Below are 24,886 nucleotides of genomic sequence, written 5' to 3' on the forward strand. Positions count from 1 at the left end.
ATCCTCTTAGTGGGAGGGAGTCCATACATCTAGGAACGCCGTTTTACCGCTGCAGGTTACTGAACGGGCTCCGCCCGGACGGTGAGCTTGCGAGCGTTCAGTCAACCGTCAACGTCTTTGCTTTTCCTTCCATCTTATTTTCTCTGACTGTTTTTGCGTTTTTTAGGTGTCATTAATTAGTATTTTTCTTAATTGCTGAGTGCTGTAGGTTGCATTAATTAGCTGTTTTATCTATTTTTGAGTGCTATAGTGTTCATTAATTGTCGTCTGCTTTTAGGGGTTAGGTAATGCAAATTTTAACGGTGCAGATGAACATTGCCGGAGAATGGCGTGATGTTGCTTTGGTGGAGTTTTATGCGCCAGATAAGGGCACTGGCGGGCCATGTGTATTAAATTATGAGATCGAACATGTCACGTCTTACTTCCATCAATTTGCGCAAACTGCAGTGAGTGTATCGTTACCCGTTGATAATATCCCGTTGCGAAGCCCTCACTGGCATCGTTTTTTAGAAGATATTATGCCAGCAGGTTCCAGCCGGGATTATTGGGTTAAGCGGCTTGGATTGCAGGATTTGCCTAATTTGGAACGTGATTTCCAATTGTTGAAATATGGAACTATCGCGCCAATTGGCAACTTACGTATAAAAGAATCGGTGCCTGAAAAGGCTAAAAGATCATTACCTGTTACCTTTAGTATCGCTGATGTCAGTGAGTTGCAGATTGATTTTATTGAGTATGCCCAGTCTCGCGGTGCAGCAGCAGGTGGCGCTTCCGGCGCAGGCGGGGCCGCACCTAAGTTATTAGTGCGATTAAATGCGCAGCAAGATGTTTGGATTGATACCTTTCAAGATGATCCGCGTAATCTCGATCAGCCTTATTTAGTTAAGTTTCCAAGGGGTAAAACCACTCTGGATGGCGATATTTTGCGAGCAGAGTATCATTTTTATCATGAGCTTACACAATTGGGCTTTGAGACTATTTCCGTTGAGTCGATGAAGCTTATTGAAGCTGAACGTGGCCCTTCTTTATGGTTGCCACGCTTTGATTACGGTGTTGAGGCGGGAGCAATGGTGAGTTATGGCATGGAGTCGGTTTATGCCATTTTAGGTGAGCCGACAGCAAAGCCTTTGCTACATGCCGATGTGATTAGACGGCTTTTGGCCGCGTTTAATAAAAAAGAAAATTATGGTAATACCAGGACGCTACTCGACGTTGAGGCTGAGCTTGAAGGCAAGAGCGGCATTGAGGCGTTTGTGATTGAATGGGTACGTAGAGATTTATTAAATATTGCCTTTGGAAATTCAGATAATCATGGCCGAAATACCTCTTTTATCAAGTATGGAAACCGCGTCCAGCTGGCACCCATTTATGATTTTGCGCCAATGAAAGCAGATTATGAGATGATCACTCGTACCTTTACCTGGGGTGAGGGAATGGAGTTAGGTGGCGTGTATAACTTTCCTGCAATTGCAGAACATTTATCTGATTTACTGTCGCCTAATGAGTTAATGAGCGCTTTGAATGAAACCGCTGCTCGTTTGCTTGGTCTTGAGCAACGTTTACGTCAGCGGGGTGTGCCAGAATCGATTCTTGCGCATTCGGGAATTGGTTTTGCCACGTTAGAAGCGAGAATGCAGCAATGGGGGCTATTATGACGGTTTCATCTAATGTTGCAACGGATTCGATTGAAACAAAAGGCAGAGGTGGTCGAAAAAAAATTTCGGTTAATCGAAAGCCTTTGACCCTTAAAGATAGGGAAGATTTATTATTAGCCGCTACATTGGATCTCTTTTCGGGGAAAAAGACTCAAGGTCAAGTACTTAAATGGCTGAGAGTTGAGTTGTTATCACTGAGCCAGGACCAATATGCCAAAATGGTTGGCGTTAGCCGTAAAGCATTGTCTGATATCGAAAGTGATAAAGGCAAAAACGGTGTTGAGTTGATTAATCGAGTTTTTAGCGGAGTCGGGTTTCGTATAGCATTAATGCCAAAGGATAGTGTCGTGCTGAAAATGGCGGTAGAGGCGATTTAGAAGCTAAGATCTAGAACGCCGCAAAGCGACGACTGCCTGGGTGCAGATGCAAGTCAGGAATTAGATCGCCAAGCCCATGCTTTAATTGACATGGTGAACCCCGTTTAACATTAGCTACATGCCAACACTTGCATCCCCGCAAAACGAGGAACAATTTTCCGTCCTACGCTGAATGTGCAATGTAGTCATTGACTGCATTTTCTACCGCTGCATTCAAACTAATGCTTTGCGATAGCGCAATTTCATTAAGTCGAGCGTGAACCTCTGGCGAGATCCGAACGTTGAATTTGCCAGAGAAGTTTTTGTAAGGCTCAATGCCACGCTCCTGACACATCTCTAAAAAAACGCTTAATGACTTCGCGCCCTCGGCTTCCAATTGAGCGACGCTTTCACCATAGAAATCCGCGCCGCCGTTTAAGCCTACGAACTCACCACGGAATGTTTCAGCGTCTGGATCATAATCAATAAAGGCTTTTACCCCGTTGATCATCATAAGATTTTTCATGCTTTCACCCCGTTCCTTTCTAACCATTTTTTGATGCTTATCACTGCGTCTTTGTCAGTTTCTTTCTGAGGATGTGGGCGGTGATATACCTGAACTTCACCAAACAGCACCACACCAATTCGAGACCCCTCACGCTCTTCAATGTCAGCCCCTAGAGCAATAAACAGCGCTTCAATATCAGACCACTTGATAGCTCCGCTGACAGGCCTAGCAAAGATAGCCGTCAACGTTCTTAAATGTTTTTTGTTCATAAAGTCTCATAATCCGTTAAATCGATAGTACTACTTTTTAGTATCATTTCAAGCGAATTTGGTACTATTTTTTAGTACCACCAATCAAAATGCATTAGCGGCAATTGCCCACATTGATACGGGGTCTGTAGTTAGTAATTTTTGTGTTGTGATCTGATCCAATACTTTTGGACACCACGCTAAGTGAGTAAAATGACTTAACGAGGTGAATATGACAACCCAAAAGACCCGCAAGACTCACACTGCTGAATTTAAAGCAGAAGCCCTTAAACTAGCCGAACGTGTCGGTGTTGCTGAAGCGGCTAGGCAACTCAAAATCTACGAATCACAACTTTATAACTGGCGCTCTGCCATTGAAAAGAAATCGACAACCAGCCAACGCGAAGCAGAACTTGCTGCTGAAGTTGCCAAGTTAAAACGCCAGTTAGCTGACCAAGCCGAGGATTTAGCCATCCTAAAAAAGGCGGCCACCTACTTCGCGAAGAATCAAAAGTAAACCGATTCGAATTTATGCTCGAACACCAGCACCAGTTCCGCCTAAAACCAATGGCGGCGGTGCTTGGCGTGACGCGAAGTGGGTATTATGCCTGGCGAAAATCAAGCAAAGAACCGAGTGCGCGCTTGCTCAAACAGCACAGCCGTGATGAGCAAATCAAAGCTTTTTTGTCCAGAGCAAAGAGCGCTCAGGCGCTCGGCGTATTCAAGCCGACCTCGCGGAGGATGGGGAATGCGCTGATCTGAAAACCATTATGAACAGCATGACAAGGCAGAATTTAGTGGCTAAAGCTGCGCGTAAATTCAAAACCACAACCGATAGCGATCACCAGCTTCCGGTAGCGCCAAACCTATTGGAGCAGAACTTCGATGCCACTGGCCCGAACCAAAAATGGGTCGGTGATATCACGTATCTGATGACAAGCGAAGGCTGGCTGTATCTGGCGGTGATTATTGATTTGTACTCGCGAGCTGTGATTGGCTGGTCAATGAATAATCGTATGACGGCTCAGTTGGCTTGTGATGCACTGACTATGGCATTGTTCCGCCGTGGGTTCCCGAAAAATGTAATTGTTCACAGCGACCGCGGTAGCCAATATTGTTCACATGCCTATCGAAATCTGATTGAAAAACATTAACTTACCAAAAGTATGAGCCGCAAAGCCTGCTGCTGGGACAATGCCTGTGCAGAGAGCTTCTTCCATTCACTGAAGGTTGAGGCGATTCAGTACGAGCCAATCATGGACCGGGAAACCATGCGACAGACCGTTTTTGAATACATAGAAGTTGATTACAACAAAACCAGAAGGCATAGTTCACTTGGCTATTTAAGCCCTGAGAATTTTGAACTGAAACACAGTGCTTAGTTAAGTGTCCAGAGTTAGCGGATCAGATCAAGTTCTTCTTATTCTGCCAGCAAGGCATCGGCGGACCATCTTGTTCGCGCCTGGCATCGTACCTATGGTTTACCGATAGTTATTACTAACTGCTCTAATAACTATGGCCCTTTTCAATACCCTGAAAAGCTGATCACCTTTAATGGTGAATAATGCGTTATTGGGAAAACCACTGCCCGTTTACGGCAATGGCCAGCAGGTGCGGGATTGGTTGTATGTGGATGATCATGTTAAGGCGTTATTTTTAGTCGCCACTGAAGGGCAACTAGGGGAAACCTATAATATTGGAGGCTCAAATGAATACACTAATCTTGCTGTGGTGCAGCGAATTTGCGATCTCTTAGAAGAGTTAGTGCCCACTCATCCGCAGTCTCTGACAATGAGTGGCATGGGGTTTCGTGATTTAATACAACATGTTGCTGATCGTCCAGGCCATGATGTGCGCTACGCCATTGACGCGAGTAAAATTCAACGTGAATTAGGTTGGCAACCACTCGAATCCTTTGATTCAGGCCTTAGGAAAACGGTCGAGTGGATAGTGCAAGCGGTCTAAAAACCACCGCGTAATTGATGTCAGAGTACTTTTAGGATCTAATTTAATTTGATAAACCTGGTGCATGTAATTTGTATCGACATACCACCGCTACCGTAATGTCAGAAAATGGTGCCGACATTCGCTATATCCAAGAGCAGCTAGGCCATGCAGATATTTCGACAACACAAGTCTATACCCAGGTGACGATTGGTAAGCTAAAGGAGGTTTATCATCATACGCACCCTGCAGCACGAGAGGGGGAATGAATCTTGAAGAGTGTTGGTGATGATGCAGAGGAAATAGGAAAAGCCCCTAACGGGGCTTTATTCACAAAACCAATGAATTACACTGCCATGGATTTGGCTTCAATAATCATTTTATTCTGTGACTCAGTCGCTTTCTTGATAACTTGAGTATACACACGTTTTTTCTCTGCTGAACTTGCGTTCATAACAAAGGCTGAAAGCTTGGATGTAGTAACGTTAATTTTAGCTGTATTGGTCGACATAGATTTCTCACATAAAACAGCCTAAAAAATAGGCTCAGGTGGCAAGTTTAGCAGTCTTATTAATTCTGTGCGAGAGTATTTTTTCTTTATATGATGCTGAACATCCGTAATGTTATCATGGTAAATACGAGTGCTACCATCATTGTTCTTTATCAGTAAATCTATCTTGATTGCCGCGCCATATTTGGCTTTGACTTGCCGGACTACCTCTTGCGAATTTAAGAATTGATCGATAAATGTAGTAGGTAAAATGCGTCTGCCTTCAAGCTTTTCTCTTGCTTGGACAAACTCCCAGGCTAGTGTAGGTTCTTGATAAAAAAAGATGATGAGCACGGCTCGATTTCGCTTTAGTGAGCGCTCGATATTTTTACAAGCGATATCAAAGTTTGAAAAAGTACCATCTAAGATGAAACTTTGGTTGTTGTTAAAAATTCTGTCTAGGGTTCGTTCAACAATAAGGCTGACAGCTTTCTGAAAGAGGAATGAATTTTCACCAGTGTACTCTTGGAAGAAGACTCTTAGCTCATCAGGGTCAAGCCTAATAATTCCCGTTTCATCAAACATTTCAAGAAACGCTTTTGAAGCTTCGGTTTTTCCAGCGCCAGGAGAGCCGCACATAAAAATAGACACAGGTTGTTGATCAGCTGGAAACTTGTCCAAATCGGTCAGTTCTCGAGCTATCCGAGTACTATTTGCTTTCGCATAGGTGACCGCTTGAGTTTCAATTTCTGTTTCTTGCTCTGTCATAGTCAGTGATAACGTTACCAGATTTAAACAACATGATATCAGCCAACTCAAGTTGAGTATAACTTACGGGGTTTTACAGCATGTTTTCGTTGCGCATGAGTTTATCAAATGCGTTGCCATCGCTTCGAGATGCGTTTGCAACATAAGGTGCATAGACATCAAATAATAACCGAGTATCACTGTGGCCAAGCATTTGTGAGATATACAGTGGATTTTCTAGGGCTGCGATATGCAGCACTGCCGCGGTGTGACGAGTTTCATAAGCTCGTCGACGTTTCAGTCCCGCTTTAATGAGTGTCGGGTACCATAATTTTTTGCTAACAAAATGGGTATCCAGTGGCGCATCTGATTTGCCAGTAAACACAAAGCCTGACTCTGACAATGCCAAATTTTTAATGCGTTTAAAGGCATCGTATACCGTGTCACACATCTTAAGATCACGCCTAGATTTTGGTGTTTTCACATCACATACTTCACCATTCACCCAGTTTTGCCGTATGCGAATTAAGCGGTGATTAAAATCAACATGTTGCCACTCTAATCCATGTATTTCACAGCTGCGCATGCCGGTCCAAAACCTAATGATGAAGTAATCTTTCCATTCGGGAGGGACGTGGGATAGGAAAAGTTTAACCTCCTTTATCGTCATCGGATGAGACTCAGCCTTTTCTTCTTTAAGTGAGCGATAGCGCCTCAATGGGTATTCAAATTTATATTCTTCTGCCGCGAGGCTTACCATGGAGACGATGGGCCACAGTAAGTTATTAATGCGCCGATTAGATAATTGCCGGGTATTATCTGCCTTTACCATTTGCATTAACTGCTGACGATAAAAATCGATCTGCGATAGGGTGATCTCATTCATCAATGTATTGCCAAATTGTGGGATCAGATACTTATCTAAAACGTTTTGCATGGTGTTTCTATAGCTATTTTTCCACGTCGCCTTTTTGCGTTCAAACCACTGATAGGCAAAGTCATTGAAAAATGGATATTCACGATCAGGATGTTTCTCACGCTGCAACTGCTCAAATTGAGCAACTTTTTTACTTTTGGGGAAATAGTCACGGTATTGAAAGCTGCCTAAGTCTATTTCAGCGTTCATTTTTTTGAGTGTCGTCTTGGCAGTTGCAAGGTTTTTAGGTGTGGCAAGCATTTTTGTGCCTTCACGAAAACGGCAGCCATAAAGATGCATGTCGAACTGAATACGCCCATTGGGGCGCACACGAATATGAGCCATAGGTGGCCTCCATCAAATAGCACTGTCCCTATCCGATGGAATTCGTTAGAATTTCGCCATCGGCTGGGTCTGTGTTAATAGCTAGTGCAGCCGATACGGGGGAGAGTGGTTGCCGCCACTCTCTCCCAACTGCTTATTTATTAGGTTAACCGCACTTTTACATCGCGCAACTCAACCTGAAATGTCCCTTTCCAATAGTTGCAGTTTGCCAACTATTGGTTAAAAACACACCTATCAATATAACCAATACTGTTTATTTGTCCAGTGGTTTATTTTAAATTGCTGTGCTTTTTAAATTGACCATTTACCAATGAAAATTGTTGAGCATTTTAGCGGAAGCTTGTTGCCGTCATTTACCCCACTTCACACACAACCACACGCAACCGTATTCAGTTTACTGTTTGAGAGCTTACTTAATCATCGGCAAACCCATATTCATCGATATTGGCTAAATCGCCACTGTTTTCTGTGATGTTTTCGGAATGCTTATTGTTCGGTTTAGGTGCTAAATCAGGATAAGTCGTTGGCGAATAAACACGAGCGTTCTTGAGTTTATCTTCTGTTTGGGTTTCTGTCGTGTCGGTGTATTGCGCATGCGACTCTATGTCATTAACTGGAGTATCAATTTCGTCTGGCACATCGCTTGGTTGTTCGGCAAACAAATCGAGTTCTCCTTGGCGCGATGGCGGCAAAATGTAGCGGTCATCGTAAGTGTTCAGGTACTCGTTTTTCAATTTTTGATATGCAGCTAACTGTGATTGTTCTGATACTAAGTTAAGGCTATCAAACGGTGAAATATCTTCTGGTTTATCAAAGAAATTGAGTTTCAGTTCACCATTTTGATTTTGAGTTAACGTAATGCGGATCTCGCCTCCTTTAGCAAAAATTTTTAATTTCATGTCTTTGAGAGTGCGAGGCGAATAGGAAAATAATAATGCGTTGTGATTATGAAGGTGTTTAACGCTGACTTCGCGAATGAACTCCCGACGTCCGGGCAACATGCATGAGAATAACCTGTTGCTGTCAAACAGTAGCATCGCAGTATTGAGCGATCTAACGCTGGTTTCTTTTAAGATCATGTTATTTAACTGTTTGAAATCGTATAAATTAGATGCAAATTCAAGGAGTAACCTGCTTTCCTGAGCTATTTTTCGATGAAATTGCTCTATGCCTTCCAGAGAGATACTTTGCGTGTGCTGGTCAGTTTTAAACGTGAGTAGTTCTCCTTCTAAGCTAAACGCTATGCTCTGAAGAATCCCCTGATGATTTACAAATAAATCATCAAATTAGGGTGGAAGCGCATCTTGTTGCATGATCAAATGGTTTCTCCAAAAACTACACTTGGACAACAAGATGCGCGAAGCCAATATCCTACAACATTCTTTACACCAATACTGCCCAGAACTTCACCTAAAACGATTAAACAGCTTGATGCTGGCCTCTAAGGCACTGATTGAATGTAAGACACTGACCTTGACTGAGTTAGGTCGAAATTTACCAACCACGGCCCGAACCAAGCACAACATCAAGCGCATTGATCGTTTGCTCGGCAACACGCATCTGCATCAAGAACGGTTAGCTGTCTACCAATGGCATGCCAGCCTCATCTGTTCTGGTAACCCTATGCCGATTGTGCTCGTCGATTGGTCAGACATCCGAGAGCATAAACGCATCATGGCTCTGCGCGCCTCAATAGCCTTCAATGGCCGCTCTATTACCCTGTATGAGAAGTCCTATCCCCTATCAGAACAATGCTCTAAGGCCTCCCACAACGGTTTTTTAGCGGACTTAGCCAAGATTTTACCTTTGCATGTTACCCCTCTCATCGTGACTGACGCGGGGTTCAAAGTGCCTTGGTACAAAGAGGTTGAGGCGCATGGTTGGTTTTGGCTAAGCCGTATTCGCGGTACAGTTCAATTTGCAGATATTGGCGCTGAAAATTGGCGTGCAGTTCGCAGTACACATGACTTGGCCAACGGTCAAGCGAAGAGCCTGGGTTGTAAGACCTTGACCAAAACTAACCCTATCAATTGCCATCTCACGCTTTATCGTAGCAAACCTAAGGGGCGTACAAATCAGCGTTCAACGAGGACTAATTGCCACCATCCATCGGCAAAAACGTACTCAACATCGGCGAAAGAGCCTTGGGTGTTAGCCAGCAATTTACCACCAGAATCTCGGAGCCCAAAGCAGCTGGTAAACCTGTACGCCAAACGTATGCAAATAGAGGAAACCTTTCGTGACCTCAAAAGCCCGGCATACGGCTTTGGCTTACGCCAAAGTCGTACCAACAGTCCAGAGCGATTCGACATCATCCTACTGATAGCGTTGATGGTTCAATGCCTGTTGTGGCTAGTTGGTTTACACGCACAGCAACAGGGCTGGGATAAGCATTTTCAGGCCAATACCATTGGGCATCGAACGGTACTCTCAACGATTCGCTTGGGATTGGAGGTACTCAGGCGGCCTGATTATCAAATCACGGAGAAAGAATTGCTGGCGGCCTGGGTATTATTCGCCAATCAGTTGCTCAAATATGGCTATGCTATGGCTGATTTATGAGGGGATCCTTCAGCGCTATGCTGCCTGTTTCAGAGTTCATGTACAGCGTTTTAAGCGTTTGGCTTGCGGCTTCAGTCAAGGGGAGGGTATGAGGTAAGTCGATATTGTCTTGTAATCGTTTGGTCGTGACTTCACCATTTTTCTGGAAGCGGATCTCTTTTTCATTTTTTCTAAATTCAACAAAATCAAAAGGTATGAGTGAATTGGTTGAATTGATAATGTCAACAATCGAGCGTCTGTTCAGCTCATGATAAGCACGTTGAGTATTGGCCACCTGATATTGAATATGATTTTCATGAGCAGCGTCTAATTCAAAACGGGACATTGGGAAATGTATTGAATCATCAATCTTTTTGTCGTCTCTGAGTAATAAACAATACTCGATATTGATGTATTTGCCATTTTTGTACCTGAGCTCAAAAATATACTGATTGGCTAGGGTATTAAACTCTTGCTGTTGCTCTTTCATGCACATGAAAAAATCGAAAGGGATTGAGAATTCAGCATTCTTCAAACCATGGCCTTTTTCGAGAGGTATTTCAATTTGTCCATATTGACCAGGGGCACCACCAATAAGGAGCATACGGCTGTTATCGCTGTCGATAAACACACTGATACATGCATCCGAATGATGTTTGTCTAGTGCATTTATCATATTGATAAACAAGGGAGATTTTATTTTCGGGATTAATATCTTTGACATAATACACCTAGTTGTTCTGTTGAAAGTGTGAGAGATATAGCTGTGTTTGTTGAACGACAAATTGCAGATCCACTAACTTAGCGTGCTGCTTATGAGGGTTTAGTTTGGTTTCACTCAATTTGGGCGTCAGAGTGATGGTCAGTTCGCTTTGACCAACAGATTGTTTTTGAAGCGTTATTGTTTCACCCGATTGAGCAAAATGGTCTTTTAACCTGTTTAATAGAATGTCGATTTTTGTTTTTCTATTCACGGTTAACACAAAGCTGGGCGCTAACCAGCGCCACAGTGGCTGACGAAATACTGCTGCAAAATGTCGTGCATTTTTGACATTACACGCCAAGGTTAATGTTAATGCTGGATGTATGCCGTTGCTTAGCACGATTGCTGGCAAATTACTGAGTGCTGTGATTTGCGCTTTGGTCATTGGCAAGAATTGATATTTGCCTGGAGATTGCGAGATTTGGCTTAATAACGGCCAGTTAACCTCTTTTACTTTTCGCATTTCAAGAAATAGATATTGAAGAAAGTCATGAGAAATTTTGTTGGCGTTACCAAGCCATTTTTGATGATACTTGACGGTGTCTTGTGCAATCGAGACTGTATGAAAATCGCTGAGCGGCTTTTGGGCGACACTATTTTTATTCGTCTTAAATAGATGTTGTCTCAGTGCTGTCTCTGTGAGTAAGACGTGGTTTTGACGCTTCTGGTTAATGTCTTTTGCTTGGTAATCAGGGCTGATTAAAGCGAGTTGACGTGATAGATCATTTGAGTCGTTTTTTAACCCCAGCAAATATCGCAATTCACTATGCGAGAATTCTCGAGGCTGTGATTCACCAAAGCCTGGCCGATAGAATGGGTAAAGCCAGTCTATATCGTGCAGATAGGACCATCGAGTTGTTGCATAGTACTCGTGTCCGATTTGACGAGTCATTTCATCTAACAAAATCCCATCATTGCACAGTGAAAATGGTTGCCCTTCAAGCCAATAGTCAAATCGCGCAGCAAGCACGTCATCATGGAGTAAGCGTTTCATTTGCTCTGTATTCGTGGTTTGCTCTGGCGGCAGATTGTATGCAAGGTGCAGTGCTTGCAGCATAAATAAATGTACACCGCTATGACGCAGGTGATGAAACCGCGCTTGCTGGCCGCATATTGCTTTGATGCATTTAGTGGCAGGTAATAAGTATTGCAACTGCCGTGAATGGTATGGCTCTTCTGTGAAGCCGATCAAATGCTGGTGAGGTTCACAAAGTTCACTGTTTTTTATCACAATTCTGACTAGAATTGCGAATTCTTCCGGTATGACGGTATAGACAACGCGTGAATGTCTGCTTTTGGTCGTCCCCTCCTTAGTATTTGTGATATTGAAACGAAACAATTGTTTATTCGCTGGATCAACAAATACATCCTTTAAACGAAGACGCAGTAACTCTCCTCGGCGCAACATTGCGAAATAGCTGATAATGACAGTGACTGCGCAAAATAACCTCTGCAATAACCCCCCGGAGGGCGGCGCGATGAGCTTTGCGACGATTTCATGCAACTGTTCTATTGAGATCCGAAATGGATCAACACCTGGAGGGCTGAGTGGTGGTTCGAACTGGCTAATGTCTAAATGGTCTGTGAGTGATTGGTGACGCATAAAGCGAAAAAAATACAGCATGATCAGTTGCTCTGTTTCAGTCGCTAAATTGTCATAAATGTTGTGGCTCCATTGTTGTAGTAGTTCTTGGTCTATTGCTTGGTCATAACTGAGCGGGCTCGTGAGTTTTAATTGAATATTGCAGTATTTTTTGATGGTGCTGTCTGCGAGTTTTTGCTTTTTTACCCCACCGAAATTGATGAGTTCTAACGTGTATCGATAGAGCATTGTTGGCAGGATATTGTCTACAGGCCAATGACTAAGGTCATGGACACATTCTGTAATCTTATTGCGATTATTTTGCAGTTCGAGGTGCGGCCATTTCTTCGAGGCTTGATTGGCTTTAGGTATTGCGGTAACTGCCATTTCGTCATAATCGATGCCATAAATTCTCACTAATTGTCGTTGTTGGTCCTTCTTGTCAACCGAGACTAAAGGGGTTGCGACATGACGTTCTGGGTAACTAATATCTTTTAAGAATGTAGGAACGACATGATCGCGATAGTGCCAAACGGCTTGAAAAAGGTGCTGGTAATGACGAGAGACCTGAGTTGATATGGAGAATGACGTTAATAAGGTTTCTAATCTTTTTAGCAACTGCTTTTCAGTTAGCTTGCTATGCGAATATGCCTGATATTCCGTCAATGATTGATAGACAAATAAGGGCAGGTGATACCGGCTTGATTGCGGTAGATCGTCTTGGTTTGATGACTTGTCTAAGTGTTTGATATTCAGATATGTTTGTCTTTCAATATGCTGAATACTTTCTTTGTCGTTAATGATGTTGACGAGATGTGCAATGGTTAGTGGCGCAATTTCAAGTGCAATAATCAATGCCATAAACTCAGCTGACAGTGCGGAGCGCTGTTGCAAGAACTGAGCTTTGACGTTTTCATACTCTGCTTGCAGTTTAAATGCATCATTTGCTTGAGCGGTGATGCGTTCATACCATCTTAAATCAGGATCTGGCCAAGGCAGCTTTTCAACTCCAGGAGTTTGCCACTTCAGTACTTCTTTGAGGTAGACAATAATGGCTTCTAGCGCACTTTTATAGTGACGTTGCTTGCCTGTAGGAACCGAGCTAATGATTTTATTGATGACTTGTAAATCTTGAAGAGTGATTTCACGCCTTTGGGGTTGGCAGATTGATATGTTAGTCGGCTTTTGAGCTGAAAGGTTTGAGGCTTTGAGTGTTGGGTTCGGCCACTGGCTGATCACCCAGCTAATGGCATCTATGCCAGCGTTTGACAAGCCCTGACGTTGGTGATAATTGTAAATCTCAACAGGGTTTAATTTGTTGAATAAACTAGACATATTTCAACTCCTTTAACCCGTATCGAGCCGGCAGACTATCAAGAAATAAGTCTTGTTGTTTTATGCTTGCTGGAAATGTATGGTCACTGCCCAGATGTTCACCGTACTCCGCGTGTCCCATTAAGCGATCAATTTGGTGTGTTGTCAGTTTATGTATAATGCTGGTAGCGGCACTTTGCGCAAATTGATGACGCAACACATAGGGGACAATGCCATTGGCTCTTTGATGTAAAAATTGTCGCAGCGATTTTGCTGATATTGCAGTCGCTTGATTATTTGCATCATATAAACTCCATGCCCAGGGAAGAGCATTGCTCAAATTCAGCTTCAAACTGAGTTTTTGTTGCAGCGTGGTGTAATGCAGAATTTGTTGTCTCAGATAGTCACAAATTCTGATTTCGCGTTGAAAGCCTTTATCAGATACTGTCGTGCGGCGGTAATCATAGTGTGATTGTTTATTGATAGAGATAGCATGGGTAGGGCGCATGCCCGTAAGCAGTATAAATAACAGCGCAGTATGGTTAGCGCAGAGATTGTGATAATGAATTAAAGCGGCTTGACCAGCTTTGTTTTCAGGCTTAGATGAAGTTATCTCGTCATGAAGATGACGAAAAATCGCAACAATCTCACTCTCGGGTATAAGTCGACTACTGCCGTAGCACACAGACTCGTCTGCGTATTTTTCTAAGTCGTCACCAACCCATTTACTATGAAAACTCACACCCACTTTTGAGCTTGTAATGTCAGCAGGAATGTTTCTTTTGGCGTTATCATTTAATAGCGAAATGTTGGGAAGTGTGGCTTTACCTACTTTTGAACTCGACGAGAATGTGAGTGTCAGCAGTTTGCTCACACCTAGAGAGTTTGCATGAGTGAATAATCGACTGAGATACCGATCTTGTGCGTGAAATAGCTCAGCGCGAACTTGTTCACTGTTTTTTTGCTGATAAACCGCGGCATGGCGATGGTGCCGTATATCAGTAGGTAATAATAATGATTTAGTTAAACTAGACAGTTTATTATCTGTGCGAATACAACTTGTTATGTACTTAAAAAACAATTGCTTTCTTATTGCTGGAAAGTGTTCGATCTCAGCAGGTTTTCGCCATTTGGCCATGAGCAGATTAAGCAATTGTTGTTTTTCAGCTGCCGTTAGCCATGAAACGTTATAGCTGTGATTGCTAACGAAGGGTTTGAAAATGTGGATTAAGCTATTAGGGATGGGTTGCCATTCGAATTTTTTCTCGCCGTTTTGAGTAATGGTTGCACGCGCGTAATAGGTCCAGGACTTGCCATCCTCAAACTTATGATTTTTGAATCGATGTGCTTCGCATGTATCACTGTTTTTCACTTTGTGGCAGTCGGGAATATCATCTACTGTGAGAGGCTTTTCATTGGCGTGCAGGAGAAAGTCATCTAACTGCTGAGTAAGCCACAAATACAACAAAACAACTAATAATTTGCCTGAGTTGGTTTCATGACTCTGTTTTTCGGCTTGGTAAAACATCTTCATTAACGCTGTGTTAGTACCGAGTCTATCGGGCATGACACCGCCGGAATTTTTTAGTCTATTACTTTTAGCATTAGCTTGTAGCTTTCCCATTACTCATATCCTTTTCCGATATCTGAGGTATGAATCGCACTGGGAGAGAGTTGCGTTAAGTGAGCTAGTTGCATTTTAGATACAACTGGGGATTCTGCTTGTTTTGCAGCTTGAATTTGATGAGCCTGCGTAATACGGCATCGTGCAGACTTTGGGTAAGATAATGAAGGTGTAAGCGTGTTTAATGTGCTGATGACATGTGGAATAGTGCTTTCATTTAACGCTACTTGAAGTGCAACAAAAGAGGCGGAGGTGCGGTTCTGCGGGACACACTGTTTAACCTTTTCATTTGCCAGCAGTCTCACAAGTGCTGGGTGTTGGTGCTGTGAAAATAAATTGGGCAGTACTTTTTTAGATTTCTCGATACTCATAACCAAGCTCCAACATTCAAGCCTTTAGATTAAATCACAAAAAAATGGTAAATATCGTCAATTCATGAACTAATTTCGTCGCCGGAATAATTTTTATTTATGTCTCTGTTTTCAAGTTTATGTTTTTAATTGGTCTATTGAGTGCATTTAAACCGTTGCATTAATTATGGCTACTAAATACTGAAGAATCCCCTGATGATTTACAAATAAATCATCAAATTAGGGTGGAAGCGCATCTTGTTGCATGATCAAATGGTTTCGCCAAAAACTACACTTGGACAACAAGATGCGCGAAGCCAATATCCTACAACATTCTTTACACCAATACTGCCCAGAACTTCACCTAAAACGATTAAACAGCTTGATGCTGGCCTCTAAGGCACTGATTGAATGTAAGACACTGACCTTGACTGAGTTAGGTCGAAATTTACCAACCACGGCCCGAACCAAGCACAACATCAAGCGCATTGATCGTTTGCTCGGCAACACGCATCTGCATCAAGAACGGTTAGCTGTCTACCAATGGCATGCCAGCCTCATCTGTTCTGGTAACCCTATGCCGATTGTGCTCGTCGATTGGTCAGACATCCGAGAGCATAAACGCATCATGGCTCTGCGCGCCTCAATAGCCTTCAATGGCCGCTCTATTACCCTGTATGAGAAGTCCTATCCCCTATCAGAACAATGCTCTAAGGCCTCCCACAACGGTTTTTTAGCGGACTTAGCCAAGATTTTACCTTTGCATGTTACCCCTCTCATCGTGACTGACGCGGGGTTCAAAGTGCCTTGGTACAAAGAGGTTGAGGCGCATGGTTGGTTTTGGCTAAGCCGTATTCGCGGTACAGTTCAATTTGCAGATATTGGCGCTGAAAATTGGCGTGCAGTTCGCAGTACACATGACTTGGCCAACGGTCAAGCGAAGAGCCTGGGTTGTAAGACCTTGACCAAAACTAACCCTATCAATTGCCATCTCACGCTTTATCGTAGCAAACCTAAGGGGCGTACAAATCAGCGTTCAACGAGGACTAATTGCCACCATCCATCGGCAAAAACGTACTCAACATCGGCGAAAGAGCCTTGGGTGTTAGCCAGCAATTTACCACCAGAATCTCGGAGCCCAAAGCAGCTGGTAAACCTGTACGCCAAACGTATGCAAATAGAGGAAACCTTTCGTGACCTCAAAAGCCCGGCATACGGCTTTGGCTTACGCCAAAGTCGTACCAACAGTCCAGAGCGATTCGACATCATCCTACTGATAGCGTTGATGGTTCAATGCCTGTTGTGGCTAGTTGGTTTACACGCACAGCAACAGGGCTGGGATAAGCATTTTCAGGCCAATACCATTGGGCATCGAACGGTACTCTCAACGATTCGCTTGGGATTGGAGGTACTCAGGCGGCCTGATTATCAAATCACGGAGAAAGAATTGCTGGCGGCCTGGGTATTATTCGCCAATCAGTTGCTCAAATATGGCTATGCTATGGCTGATTTATGAGGGGATCCTTCAGTACTAAATATTAATATGAGATTGCGTTGTTGCGCTACAGTTTTGTAAGCGTAACGCCAACCACACATTCCAATCCTAACTGATCAACTTTACCCTGTCTGCCATTATCAACTGCCAGGGTAATCATCATGCACCGTACCAAAGAACAATGGCTGGCCTTGTTTGCCGAGCAAGCCCAAAGTGGTCTCACCCAAACTGAATTTGCAAAACGTCAGGGCATCATTCCTACATATTTTAGTTATCGCAAGCGTCAGTTGTTGGCGTTTCAGGATGATGACGGTGGCTTTGTTGAGCTGACGCCACAGGGTTTGCAGCTGAATCAATCCATTTTGCTACGCAAGCGCGATATCGAATTGCAGTTTCCAGCCGGCACCGATGCACAGTGGTTAGCAGCCTTGCTAAGAGCGCTCTGACCATGAAAATGTTCCTCGATGTGCCTAAGGTCTATTTGCATAAACAGCCGGTCGACTTTCGTAAATCCATTAATGGCTTATCGTTGCTGGTCGAGCAAGAGATGCAGCTCTCGCCATTTAGCGGCGCACTGTTTGTGTTTTGTAATCAGCAGCGTACCCGGTTAAAAGTACTGTACTGGGATAGCACCGGGTTTTGCCTGTGGTACAAACGGCTTGAAAAAGACAAGTTCCGCTGGCCACGGCAGATGCCTGGCAAAATACTGTCTATTAGCGAGCAGCAATGGCATTGGCTGTTGCAAGGTGTCGATATCCAAAAAATCACCGCCCATCAGCCACTGCATTACCAGAGTGTGGGCTGATATGACGATCGGCTATAAATCCTTATGATCGCATCCAAAACAATCTAAATTTTACCAAGCACTTAGCTAAATTGGCCGTTACAATAGCGGCCATGAAAAAGACACCTCAATCCTTACCTGATGACGTTGCACTGCTCAAGAAAATGCTGCTTGAGCAGACGCAAAAGCTTGAGCGCAAACTGGCGCAAAAAGATAAACGCATCGCCAAATTAGAGCGGGTTAACCAGCAACTGTCGGACAAGTTGCAGCAGTTGCTGGAGCGTTACAACCTGAAGAAGTACCAGAAATTTAGCCCCAGCAGTGAAACCTATGAAGGTGAAGGCGAGGTGTTAAATGAGGCCGAACAGCTTATTGAAGACGAGTCAGTAGCGACAGAGCCAGATACTCAGACGACCGAGAGCGCTAAGAAAGCTGCTAAGCCACGCCGCCCACGGATTGCCCCTGAGCTGCCGCGCGTTGATGTTATCCATGACATTGACGATAAAACCTGTGCTTGCTGTGGCCATGCGCTACATCAAATGGGTGAGGAAGTCAGTGAGCAAATCGAGTTCGTACCGGCACAAATCCGGGTGCTCAGAAACGTGCGGCTGAAATACAGCTGCCGGCAGTGTGAAACCACGGACACCAAGGTCGACATTAAAATTGCCGATGTGCCACCGGCGGTTATCCCTAAGAGCATGACCACACCGAGTCTGCTTGCCCAAATCATCAGCAGCAAAATGCACTATGGCTTACCGCTTTATCGTCAGGAGCAGTTGTTTAATCAGGCCGGTATTGAGCTTAGCCGTCAAACGATGAGCCGCTGGCTGATAAGCTGTGCAGAGAAACTGAAACCGTTACTGGCGTTAATGAAAGCTGAGCTTCTGAAACAGCCCGTGCTGTGGGCAGATGAAACCACGGTTAATGTGCTGGATGTTGAGAAAAGCACCTGTTATATGTGGGTATATGGCTGTGGCTTAGAAAAAAGTACCGGCCCCAAGCTCGTGCTGTTTGATTATCAGGATAGTCGCAGCAGTAAACATCCCACCGACTTCCTGGCGGGGTTTAACGGTTATCTGCAGGTCGACGGTTATGCCGGATATGAGAAAACCCACGCAACCTTAGTCGGCTGCTGGGCGCATGCCAGACGCAAGTTCGTCGAAGCCCAAAAAGCGCAGGGCAAAGGCAAAACGGGTAAGGCCGATGTGGCCCTTAACCATATCCAGAAACTCTATGCGCTGGAGAGTAAATTAAAAACTGCGCCGCCTGATAAGAAATATGAAGCCAGGCAAACGCTAGCCAAGCCGTTGCTCGCGCAATTCAAAAGCTGGTTGGATAAATCAAGCGAGAGTGTCACGAAAGAAAGTTTACTGGGAGCGGCTATTACGTATAGCCTGAATCAGTGGCCCAAGCTTGTCCGCTATCTGGATGATGGCTGTCTGAATATCGACAACAATCGTGCGGAGCGCGCCATCAAACCGTTCGTGATTGGTCGCAAGGCGTGGTTGTTCGCTAATACCAAGACGGGAGCACAAGCCAGTGCGGCACTGTACAGCCTGGTCGAGACCTCAAAAATCAACGGACTGGAGCCGTATGATTACCTATGCCGCTTATTAACCGAGCTACCCAAAGCCAACACCCAAGAGAAACTACAGCAACTCCTGCCTTACTGATCACCAGCCACACCGCAAGGTGTGGTTGGCGTTACGCTTACACAGTTTTTTAATGTTTACGTAGATATAAATATGTTGTTTCCAGTTGTTGACACTATTCATTAGTTATATTCTGGTTTTAAGGGAGGCTATTTACCCCTTTATTTTATAAAATCCCGCCCGTCAGAGGAATAAGGTAATAAGCACGGCTTTAGTGAGTGTATTTGTACATCTTGAATCATCTGTTCTTGCTTGGGGATAGGCTAGGGTGCTGTTATTGGCTAGAAGTACTGAGGCAATTTACTCACATTGACTTCTACTTCTAGCGATCATTAAAATGGACTGTTATCTAATTTGTTAGGAGAGTTTTTGTTAAATAAAGTTTTGCAAGGTTACAAAATAAAGTTTCTCAAGGTCACAAAATAAAGTTTCTTAAGGTTACAGAATGTAAAGTATCGCTCTCAATTTTAAAGAACATTAAATGTAAAATACCTAATAGTGTAAGATGGACCAGATTGTTGTGGAAACGCTAAAGAAGAAAGGGCAAATTTAGAGTATAACTAACTGATCTATATGGACCATAACCATTTTTAAATGATTGATTTTTTCGTTGCAAATAACATCTATTGGCCTTGTGCCATTAAAAGGTTCATTATGATTAACCATGTTCATAAACCCATAAATATTTTCAGGGTTACTAAAAAGCACACTTAAACCAGCGTGAATATTCAGTATATAGCTGATCCTTTCGACTTGGTCTTGACTGAAGTTCACCTTTTCAATATCAAGGTTGTTATACTTTTCAGGCAACTTTAGCAAAGCCTGAATTTGCTGTTGGTTGCAGTTCCATTTTTTCAATATTAGCAAGGCAGCTCTCATGCCAATCCTTGCTGCGGTTGATTCGTTACAATTTATTTTTTGCATATTCTTTCCTCTGCATTTATCTAGTAGCTTGTTACGTTTTGACTTCTCCCCCAGCTAAAGCAAGGGAATTCTAAGAGCCATTACAGCTCAAAGACGAGGGCAGTGTTAAGCTGCTACCTTTTCTTCTGTAAGACGGTCTAGTCCGACCGCAAGAATGTGTTCGAAGCCTGTAAGCCCTGCTCTGGCATAGATGGGTATAACGCGCATAATTAAAATCACTGTTAAAATATACAGTGATTTTAGCAGTAAAAAGGAAAGACGCAACCTGGGGTTTATTTGCGGGCATAAAAAACGCAGCTTGGTTGATATCTTGCTGCGTTTAATTAACTAGGCATTGAGGTTCATACAGGAGATAACAAATACCCTGTCGCCATTGCCCCAAGCTATGGGTTCGTAATGCTCATAGAAGACATCCGAGTCAGAAATTTCGAAAATAACGGGCACCAGTTCATCATCAAGTTCGCTTAGAACGATGTAATAAACATGGCGATTATTCATTGAAATAGCTTCAAGAATGCGTCTTTCCCAAAATCTACGGCCGTCAGGTGTTTGGTCTTTATCAGTCACCATAATATTGTGTGTCTGTAAAAGATAAGCAAACACCTTTGAAGCAAAACCATTTAAAGCATTTTCATGATTCGGAGCAGCAGTTCTCCATACAAGCAACTGAGTCGCATTGGTAACGTTCAAATATGCGTTAGGCGTTTCGCGAACCAGCACTTTAACTTTGTAGACGGTTTCGCTATAAGTTGCGGTGTCAGCAATCAAGCAAATTGTGCGCTCATTGCCCTCATGGGTACCGCGAATCTTTGATTGAAGCAGCCGATACCCGTGTTGCACGACAAAGTTGGGCAATGCTAAGGGGGTAGGCTGATCGTGCAAGAACGCTTCGGTTTCCGCTATGTTAGTCGGTAACCTTCTGAGTTTTTGCTCGAAGTCATCACTAAAGATTTTTGGCATTTTCTCTGATATTCCAGATTAGAAGTGTCGCACGTAATGCACAGATAAAGTATATCAGTGATTAATACTCTATCAAAGAGCAATGAATACGGTGTAAATCAGGGACAATTAGGGAAAAAACTCCCCTCAGTGAGGCAGGGTGAGATTATGCTTTGTAAATTCTGTTAACATTTAGCTATTTTGTTCTTAAGTCGACTTAATGCGAGATTATTGATTGATATAAATCCTCCATAATCGAATGAAATTCGTTTGACTGGTTAGGTTTGTTAACCAATTTAACAATGTATAATCCGGCCCTGGCTAAAGAGTAACCCATACTTGTTTGACATTGTGAATCAACATTTATTTCATCTGTCTTTAAAAAGTAGTGATGTAGTAGACGCTTCTGCCCTGTTCGATGGTTGTACTTAGATTGTCGCTAATGTTTAGTCATTTTGCATTAACGCTTATTGATGGTTGGAAGTTAGGGGGCATCCGTAACTCGATATCTTCAATTTTGGTAACATATTTACTAGATATTGGAGTGGCGTTGCTCGGTGTTTACCAAGGCTTTTCACCAATGGTAAGTGCAATCATGGTGGTATTAGCGGGAAACCTTATTGTTTTGCATTTTGGTCTGATTTGGTTACTGAATAAGTATAACGGTGGGTCGCCTTGAACACTGTTAATTGCTCGAAATTGAATCAAATGCTAAAATCTAAGGTAAGGACATCCTTATGAGTAACTGCATAGTGTCACCTGAAACGTTTATTTTGTATTCATTAGCTGGTTTTTCTGTTGCGACTTTAATGCTCGTAGCAGTAGGTTGTTTCGCCATCAGGCAAGATAAAAACAAACAACCTAATAAATAACACAGTTATAAACAACTTACCCTTGAGGGACACTCCCTCAAGGGCGTGTGTTCCTCTAAATTTAGAGAGAAACACACGAACAATGATGCTTGGCCACATGGCATTAGTTCAATATCTCCAGAACTTCCCAATGCGTCTTATCTGTCGTCTGCAACTAGGGTGAAAACTATGCTAAATATTGATGATCCTACACAAACCGAACGAACTCATGCGTTATGGCGACTAGGCTTTAGACCTTTTTTTCTTGGGGGAGCAATATTAGCTGCGTTATATATCCCTTTGTGGTTACTAACTTGGTTTACTCCTCAATATAGTTTTTTTCCTTCATCTTTTTGGAGTAAAGTATTGCCTCTATGGTGGCATCCACATGAAATGTTGTTCGGTTTTGCAATCGCAATTGTCTGTGGTTTTTTACTTACTGCTGTTCAAAATTGGACAAATCAACCCACATTAAAGGGATGGCCACTTGCATTGACCTTTAGTTGTTGGTTGCTGGCACGATTATTACTTTTACTCCCTATTCAAATTCCACTCATCTTACCTGCATTGTTTGATTCATTGTTTCTTGGCTTGGCAAGCCTTACCCTATGGCGCTGTATTTATAAGGTTAAGCAATGGCGTAATATTGGTTTTCCAATTATGTTGTTTGTTGCACTCGTGATTAACAACATCAGCTATTATGCTCTATTTGAACGTGACTTCATCCTTGCCAATCAAATTTGGCAGGCCATGTTATGGTGGTTAGCCTTACTTATCACAATTGTTGGTGGGCGCGTCATTCCGTTTTTTACTGCTATGCGCATTAAGGCAACCAAAGCTGAACCCTTAACTTGGATTGAGTACCCACTTATCGTGACTATGATCTTGCTTGTTATTCAATCACTCATTCATTTCATCCCTCTTGAAGTTGCACGAGGCTTATTGTTGATTGCCGGGCTTTTGCAGCTTGTCCGATTTGTACGCTGGTTACCCCATAAAACACTGACGGAACCTATGCTGTGGTCCTTGCATCTTGCCTATTTAATGTTGCCACTTAGCCTGTTAGCCATGAGTTGGTATCTCGATAATGAATATGCCTATCGCAGCCTGCTTCACCTATTTGCTATTGGTTGTATGGCTACCCTGTGTCTTTCGATGATCTCCAGAGTGTCACTCGGGCACACAAGTCGAAATATTTATGAAGGCCCGAAAATGATCTTAGCATTTATCTGCCTACCATTAGCGGCACTGCTCAGGGCATTGATGCCCATCTGGTTTCCGGCCCACTCCCAAGTATGGTTATGGTTGGCTGGCACTTTCTGGTTTATCGCATTTGCACTGTTTGTATGGCACTATTTGCCAATACTCTCTCGCCCTCGTATTGATGGGCGCCCAGGTTAATATTGATGTTAGGACAAAAGGTTACAAAGTGAAAACTTATTTTAAAACAGTTACATTGCTAAAATTGATTTGCTTGTTCGTCATCACTACATGTACATCTGTAGCGGCTTCCGATACTAGCAATCAACAAAAATATCCTAACCAATATCAATCTTGGCAAGCCACCTCTGAACAAGTTGAACGCGAGGATATGCTCGCCAATTATCCCGCCAGCATCATACTCTGGGCAGGATCTTCCTATGCCAAAGAGTACCATAGCCCACGTGGACACCATTTTGCCGTTGCCGATGTGACGCATACTTTACGTACGGGTACGCCACCTAAAGCAGGAGAGAATGGGTTATCCGCCAGTTGTTGGACCTGCAAGACACCGGATGCCCCTAGATTGATTGAACAACTGGGATTTGAAGGATACTCCGCTAAAAACTTTACCGATCTGGGCAAAGAGATCCAAAGCGTAGTGTATTGCAGTGACTGCCATGAATCTGGCACTCATCAATTAGCCTTACCTCGCCCTCATGCGCAAGATGCGATGGCTAAAATTCATCTGCCATTCGATAAACAAGATATTAATATGCAAGGTGCGCAGGTTTGTGGTCAATGTCATGTCACTTACTATTTCCGTCCGGAAAAAAGTAATGTCGTTAATATTCCTTGGATTTTTGGTAGTACCGCCGATGATATTGAAAAATATTACGACACTCGCCGCTTCTTCGAATGGATCCATCCTCTTTCGAAAACGCCCATACTCAAAGCACGGCATCCTGAGTTTGAACACTGGAGTCGCAGTAAACATGCCGAAGTCGGTGTCACTTGCATTACCTGCCATATGCCTACCCAGCAGGATGCAAAAGGTGTTGAATTTACGAGCCATAAAGTTGATAAGGCCTTACCGCACTTTGATAGTAGCTGCAGCGGCTGCCATAGCAGCAAAACCAAAATCGAAACTAAACTCGCGGCGAATAAGTTAACTATTGAAACAAAAGCCCGCGAAGTGGAAGCTTTACTCGTCAAGGCTCATTACGAAGCCAAAGCAGCATGGGATGCCGGTGCTAAATGGGATAATATGAATGAGCCCATTATGGCGATACGACACAGTCAGTGGCGCTGGGACTTTGCCATGTCTTCACATGGTTTGTATGCACATAATCCACAAGAAGGTAAGCAGCTTTTAGATAAAGCCATTGAACAAGCGAACGAAGCTCGTCATCTGCTCGCTGGAATATTGAAGCAACTTAACGTTACTCAAGTTAGCTATCCAGATATCAGTACTAAGGAAAAGGCCCATCAAGCAATAGGGTTAGTTGAGACTGATTTAATTAAAGAAAAACAAAAGTTTATTGAGAATGATGTTAAGAAACACTGGCAACCAGTTAGTCAATATGGTTATTAGTGAGATTTAGTATTGCTAGTAGGGCGTTCGGAATTCAGCATCAGGCTAAAATTAAATGTCTAAG

General features: G+C 43.3%; 22 protein-coding genes and 2 pseudogenes. 12 read left to right on the forward strand and 12 right to left on the reverse strand.

Going from position 1 to position 24,886, the window contains the following annotated elements; genetic code table 11:
* The first annotated feature begins 287 nt into the window (after window positions 1-287).
* Window positions 288-1,655 carry a HipA domain-containing protein gene (locus tag FJD32_RS07460; RefSeq protein WP_014610930.1) on the forward strand — a complete coding sequence of 456 codons (1,368 nt, stop codon included), beginning with the start codon at window positions 288-290 and terminating at the stop codon, window positions 1,653-1,655.
* Window positions 1,652-2,032 (forward strand): helix-turn-helix transcriptional regulator, encoded by a 381-nt coding sequence (locus FJD32_RS07465; protein ID WP_086904820.1) that lies wholly within the window; start codon window positions 1,652-1,654, stop codon window positions 2,030-2,032. Before FJD32_RS07460 ends, FJD32_RS07465 begins: the two co-directional genes overlap by 4 nt.
* Before the next feature lie 163 nt (window positions 2,033-2,195).
* Here the strand turns inward: FJD32_RS07465 and FJD32_RS07470 are convergent, their stop codons facing one another.
* Together FJD32_RS07470 and FJD32_RS07475 are read right to left on the reverse strand one after the other, a co-directional pair.
* Window positions 2,196-2,537, reverse strand: a complete 342-nt coding sequence (locus tag FJD32_RS07470; RefSeq protein ID WP_014610929.1) for a type II toxin-antitoxin system HicB family antitoxin — start codon at window positions 2,535-2,537, stop codon at window positions 2,196-2,198.
* A complete protein-coding gene (locus tag FJD32_RS07475) occupies window positions 2,534-2,788 on the reverse strand; it encodes a type II toxin-antitoxin system HicA family toxin (protein WP_014610888.1) in 255 nt (84 codons plus the stop codon). The genes FJD32_RS07470 and FJD32_RS07475 overlap by 4 nt, the downstream gene beginning before the upstream one ends.
* A gap of 211 nt (window positions 2,789-2,999) precedes the next feature.
* On the opposite strand from FJD32_RS07475, the pseudogene FJD32_RS07480 reads away from it, so the two are divergent.
* The 3 genes and pseudogenes from FJD32_RS07480 (at window position 3,000) to FJD32_RS07490 (ending at window position 4,980) form a co-directional block, all read left to right on the forward strand.
* A pseudogene (locus FJD32_RS07480) lies at window positions 3,000-4,149 on the forward strand (IS3-like element ISShes1 family transposase).
* A gap of 30 nt (window positions 4,150-4,179) precedes the next feature.
* Window positions 4,180-4,732 (forward strand): annotated as a pseudogene (locus FJD32_RS07485) (GDP-mannose 4,6-dehydratase); the annotation flags it as partial.
* Between the two features lie 71 nt (window positions 4,733-4,803).
* A complete protein-coding gene (locus tag FJD32_RS07490; RefSeq protein ID WP_205403037.1) occupies window positions 4,804-4,980 on the forward strand; it encodes a tyrosine-type recombinase/integrase in 177 nt (58 codons plus the stop codon).
* A gap of 77 nt (window positions 4,981-5,057) precedes the next feature.
* On the opposite strand, the gene FJD32_RS07495 is transcribed toward FJD32_RS07490, so the two are convergent.
* The 4 genes from FJD32_RS07495 to FJD32_RS07510 form a co-directional block, all read right to left on the reverse strand.
* A complete protein-coding gene (locus FJD32_RS07495; RefSeq protein ID WP_014610884.1) occupies window positions 5,058-5,222 on the reverse strand; it encodes a hypothetical protein in 165 nt (54 codons plus the stop codon).
* Window positions 5,223-5,243: 21 nt separating this feature from the next.
* On the reverse strand, window positions 5,244-5,969 hold the full coding sequence (locus FJD32_RS07500; RefSeq protein ID WP_088585328.1) for a zeta toxin family protein: 726 nt from the start codon (window positions 5,967-5,969) through the stop codon (window positions 5,244-5,246).
* A 73-nt stretch (window positions 5,970-6,042) separates the two neighbouring features.
* On the reverse strand, window positions 6,043-7,209 hold the full coding sequence (locus FJD32_RS07505; RefSeq protein WP_069453175.1) for a DUF3596 domain-containing protein: 1,167 nt from the start codon (window positions 7,207-7,209) through the stop codon (window positions 6,043-6,045).
* A gap of 413 nt (window positions 7,210-7,622) precedes the next feature.
* Window positions 7,623-8,288, reverse strand: a complete 666-nt coding sequence (locus FJD32_RS07510; RefSeq protein ID WP_140906898.1) for a hypothetical protein — start codon at window positions 8,286-8,288, stop codon at window positions 7,623-7,625.
* A 274-nt stretch (window positions 8,289-8,562) separates the two neighbouring features.
* On the opposite strand from FJD32_RS07510, the gene FJD32_RS07515 reads away from it, so the two are divergent.
* A complete protein-coding gene (locus FJD32_RS07515; RefSeq protein WP_001206290.1) occupies window positions 8,563-9,771 on the forward strand; it encodes an IS4-like element IS10A family transposase in 1,209 nt (402 codons plus the stop codon).
* Here the strand turns inward: FJD32_RS07515 and FJD32_RS07520 are convergent.
* The 4 genes from FJD32_RS07520 to FJD32_RS07535 are packed head-to-tail and all read right to left on the reverse strand — an operon-like array spanning window position 9,755 to window position 15,404.
* Complete coding sequence (locus FJD32_RS07520; RefSeq protein WP_140907808.1) at window positions 9,755-10,474, reverse strand: hypothetical protein; 720 nt, start codon at window positions 10,472-10,474, stop codon at window positions 9,755-9,757. The two genes, FJD32_RS07515 and FJD32_RS07520, sit on opposite strands and share 17 nt — an antisense overlap.
* Before the next feature lie 7 nt (window positions 10,475-10,481).
* Entirely contained in the window at window positions 10,482-13,430 is a 2,949-nt protein-coding gene (locus FJD32_RS07525) for a hypothetical protein (protein ID WP_140907809.1), read from the reverse strand.
* Window positions 13,423-15,033: a site-specific integrase gene (locus FJD32_RS07530; RefSeq protein ID WP_055647502.1), complete on the reverse strand. Its 1,611-nt coding sequence runs from the start codon at window positions 15,031-15,033 to the stop codon at window positions 13,423-13,425. The genes FJD32_RS07525 and FJD32_RS07530 overlap by 8 nt, the downstream gene beginning before the upstream one ends.
* Window positions 15,033-15,404, reverse strand: a complete 372-nt coding sequence (locus FJD32_RS07535; RefSeq protein WP_086904845.1) for a hypothetical protein — start codon at window positions 15,402-15,404, stop codon at window positions 15,033-15,035. Before FJD32_RS07535 ends, FJD32_RS07530 begins: the two co-directional genes overlap by 1 nt.
* A 286-nt stretch (window positions 15,405-15,690) precedes the next feature.
* On the opposite strand from FJD32_RS07535, the gene FJD32_RS07540 reads away from it, so the two are divergent.
* The 4 genes from FJD32_RS07540 (at window position 15,691) to FJD32_RS07555 (ending at window position 19,335) form a co-directional block, all read left to right on the forward strand.
* Window positions 15,691-16,899, forward strand: coding sequence for an IS4-like element IS10A family transposase (locus FJD32_RS07540; protein WP_001206290.1), 1,209 nt, complete (start codon window positions 15,691-15,693; stop codon window positions 16,897-16,899).
* Window positions 16,900-17,039: 140 nt separating this feature from the next.
* Window positions 17,040-17,324 carry a hypothetical protein gene (locus FJD32_RS07545; RefSeq protein ID WP_088585668.1) on the forward strand — a complete coding sequence of 95 codons (285 nt, stop codon included), beginning with the start codon at window positions 17,040-17,042 and terminating at the stop codon, window positions 17,322-17,324.
* Window positions 17,325-17,326: 2 nt separating this feature from the next.
* The gene (gene tnpB, locus FJD32_RS07550; protein ID WP_057786146.1) at window positions 17,327-17,683 is read left to right on the forward strand and encodes an IS66 family insertion sequence element accessory protein TnpB; all 357 of its coding nucleotides are present in this window, start codon (window positions 17,327-17,329) and stop codon (window positions 17,681-17,683) included.
* Window positions 17,684-17,775: 92 nt separating this feature from the next.
* On the forward strand, window positions 17,776-19,335 hold the full coding sequence (locus FJD32_RS07555) for an IS66 family transposase (RefSeq protein WP_088585667.1): 1,560 nt from the start codon (window positions 17,776-17,778) through the stop codon (window positions 19,333-19,335).
* A gap of 528 nt (window positions 19,336-19,863) precedes the next feature.
* Here FJD32_RS07555 and FJD32_RS07560 read toward each other — a convergent pair.
* On the reverse strand, window positions 19,864-20,238 hold the full coding sequence (locus FJD32_RS07560) for a hypothetical protein (RefSeq protein ID WP_088585333.1): 375 nt from the start codon (window positions 20,236-20,238) through the stop codon (window positions 19,864-19,866).
* Window positions 20,239-20,565: 327 nt separating this feature from the next.
* Entirely contained in the window at window positions 20,566-21,198 is a 633-nt protein-coding gene (locus FJD32_RS07565; protein WP_140907862.1) for a hypothetical protein, read from the reverse strand.
* 1,019 nt (window positions 21,199-22,217) lie between these two features.
* Between FJD32_RS07565 and FJD32_RS07570 the strand changes: the two genes are divergently transcribed.
* On the forward strand, window positions 22,218-23,429 hold the full coding sequence (locus tag FJD32_RS07570; protein WP_140907860.1) for an NnrS family protein: 1,212 nt from the start codon (window positions 22,218-22,220) through the stop codon (window positions 23,427-23,429).
* Window positions 23,413-24,822, forward strand: coding sequence for an ammonia-forming cytochrome c nitrite reductase subunit c552 (locus tag FJD32_RS07575; protein ID WP_140907859.1), 1,410 nt, complete (start codon window positions 23,413-23,415; stop codon window positions 24,820-24,822). Before FJD32_RS07570 ends, FJD32_RS07575 begins: the two co-directional genes overlap by 17 nt.
* The last annotated feature ends 64 nt before the right edge of the window (window positions 24,823-24,886 follow it).

Origin of the sequence: Shewanella sp. LC6 (assembly GCF_006385735.2) — a bacterium.
In the GTDB taxonomy this organism is placed as follows: domain Bacteria; phylum Pseudomonadota; class Gammaproteobacteria; order Enterobacterales; family Shewanellaceae; genus Shewanella; species Shewanella xiamenensis.

What these genes read in the sequence shown, in the direction of transcription:
- FJD32_RS07500 (WP_088585328.1), bottom strand. Translation starts at nt 5,969, where the DNA reads ATGACAGAGCAAGAAACAGAAATTGAAACTCAAGCGGTCACCTATGCG.
- FJD32_RS07570 (WP_140907860.1), top strand. Translation starts at nt 22,218, where the DNA reads ATGCTAAATATTGATGATCCTACACAAACCGAACGAACTCATGCGTTA.
- FJD32_RS07530 (WP_055647502.1), bottom strand. Translation starts at nt 15,033, where the DNA reads ATGGGAAAGCTACAAGCTAATGCTAAAAGTAATAGACTAAAAAATTCC.
- FJD32_RS07510 (WP_140906898.1), bottom strand. Translation starts at nt 8,288, where the DNA reads ATGATCTTAAAAGAAACCAGCGTTAGATCGCTCAATACTGCGATGCTA.
- FJD32_RS07475 (WP_014610888.1), bottom strand. Translation starts at nt 2,788, where the DNA reads ATGAACAAAAAACATTTAAGAACGTTGACGGCTATCTTTGCTAGGCCT.
- FJD32_RS07575 (WP_140907859.1), top strand. Translation starts at nt 23,413, where the DNA reads ATGGGCGCCCAGGTTAATATTGATGTTAGGACAAAAGGTTACAAAGTG.
- tnpB (WP_057786146.1), top strand. Translation starts at nt 17,327, where the DNA reads ATGAAAATGTTCCTCGATGTGCCTAAGGTCTATTTGCATAAACAGCCG.
- FJD32_RS07515 (WP_001206290.1), top strand. Translation starts at nt 8,563, where the DNA reads ATGCGCGAAGCCAATATCCTACAACATTCTTTACACCAATACTGCCCA.
- FJD32_RS07525 (WP_140907809.1), bottom strand. Translation starts at nt 13,430, where the DNA reads ATGTCTAGTTTATTCAACAAATTAAACCCTGTTGAGATTTACAATTAT.
- FJD32_RS07465 (WP_086904820.1), top strand. Translation starts at nt 1,652, where the DNA reads ATGACGGTTTCATCTAATGTTGCAACGGATTCGATTGAAACAAAAGGC.
- FJD32_RS07520 (WP_140907808.1), bottom strand. Translation starts at nt 10,474, where the DNA reads ATGTCAAAGATATTAATCCCGAAAATAAAATCTCCCTTGTTTATCAAT.
- FJD32_RS07560 (WP_088585333.1), bottom strand. Translation starts at nt 20,238, where the DNA reads ATGCAAAAAATAAATTGTAACGAATCAACCGCAGCAAGGATTGGCATG.
- FJD32_RS07470 (WP_014610929.1), bottom strand. Translation starts at nt 2,537, where the DNA reads ATGAAAAATCTTATGATGATCAACGGGGTAAAAGCCTTTATTGATTAT.
- FJD32_RS07495 (WP_014610884.1), bottom strand. Translation starts at nt 5,222, where the DNA reads ATGTCGACCAATACAGCTAAAATTAACGTTACTACATCCAAGCTTTCA.
- FJD32_RS07565 (WP_140907862.1), bottom strand. Translation starts at nt 21,198, where the DNA reads ATGCCAAAAATCTTTAGTGATGACTTCGAGCAAAAACTCAGAAGGTTA.
- FJD32_RS07555 (WP_088585667.1), top strand. Translation starts at nt 17,776, where the DNA reads ATGAAAAAGACACCTCAATCCTTACCTGATGACGTTGCACTGCTCAAG.
- FJD32_RS07535 (WP_086904845.1), bottom strand. Translation starts at nt 15,404, where the DNA reads ATGAGTATCGAGAAATCTAAAAAAGTACTGCCCAATTTATTTTCACAG.
- FJD32_RS07505 (WP_069453175.1), bottom strand. Translation starts at nt 7,209, where the DNA reads ATGGCTCATATTCGTGTGCGCCCCAATGGGCGTATTCAGTTCGACATG.
- FJD32_RS07460 (WP_014610930.1), top strand. Translation starts at nt 288, where the DNA reads ATGCAAATTTTAACGGTGCAGATGAACATTGCCGGAGAATGGCGTGAT.
- FJD32_RS07540 (WP_001206290.1), top strand. Translation starts at nt 15,691, where the DNA reads ATGCGCGAAGCCAATATCCTACAACATTCTTTACACCAATACTGCCCA.
- FJD32_RS07545 (WP_088585668.1), top strand. Translation starts at nt 17,040, where the DNA reads ATGCACCGTACCAAAGAACAATGGCTGGCCTTGTTTGCCGAGCAAGCC.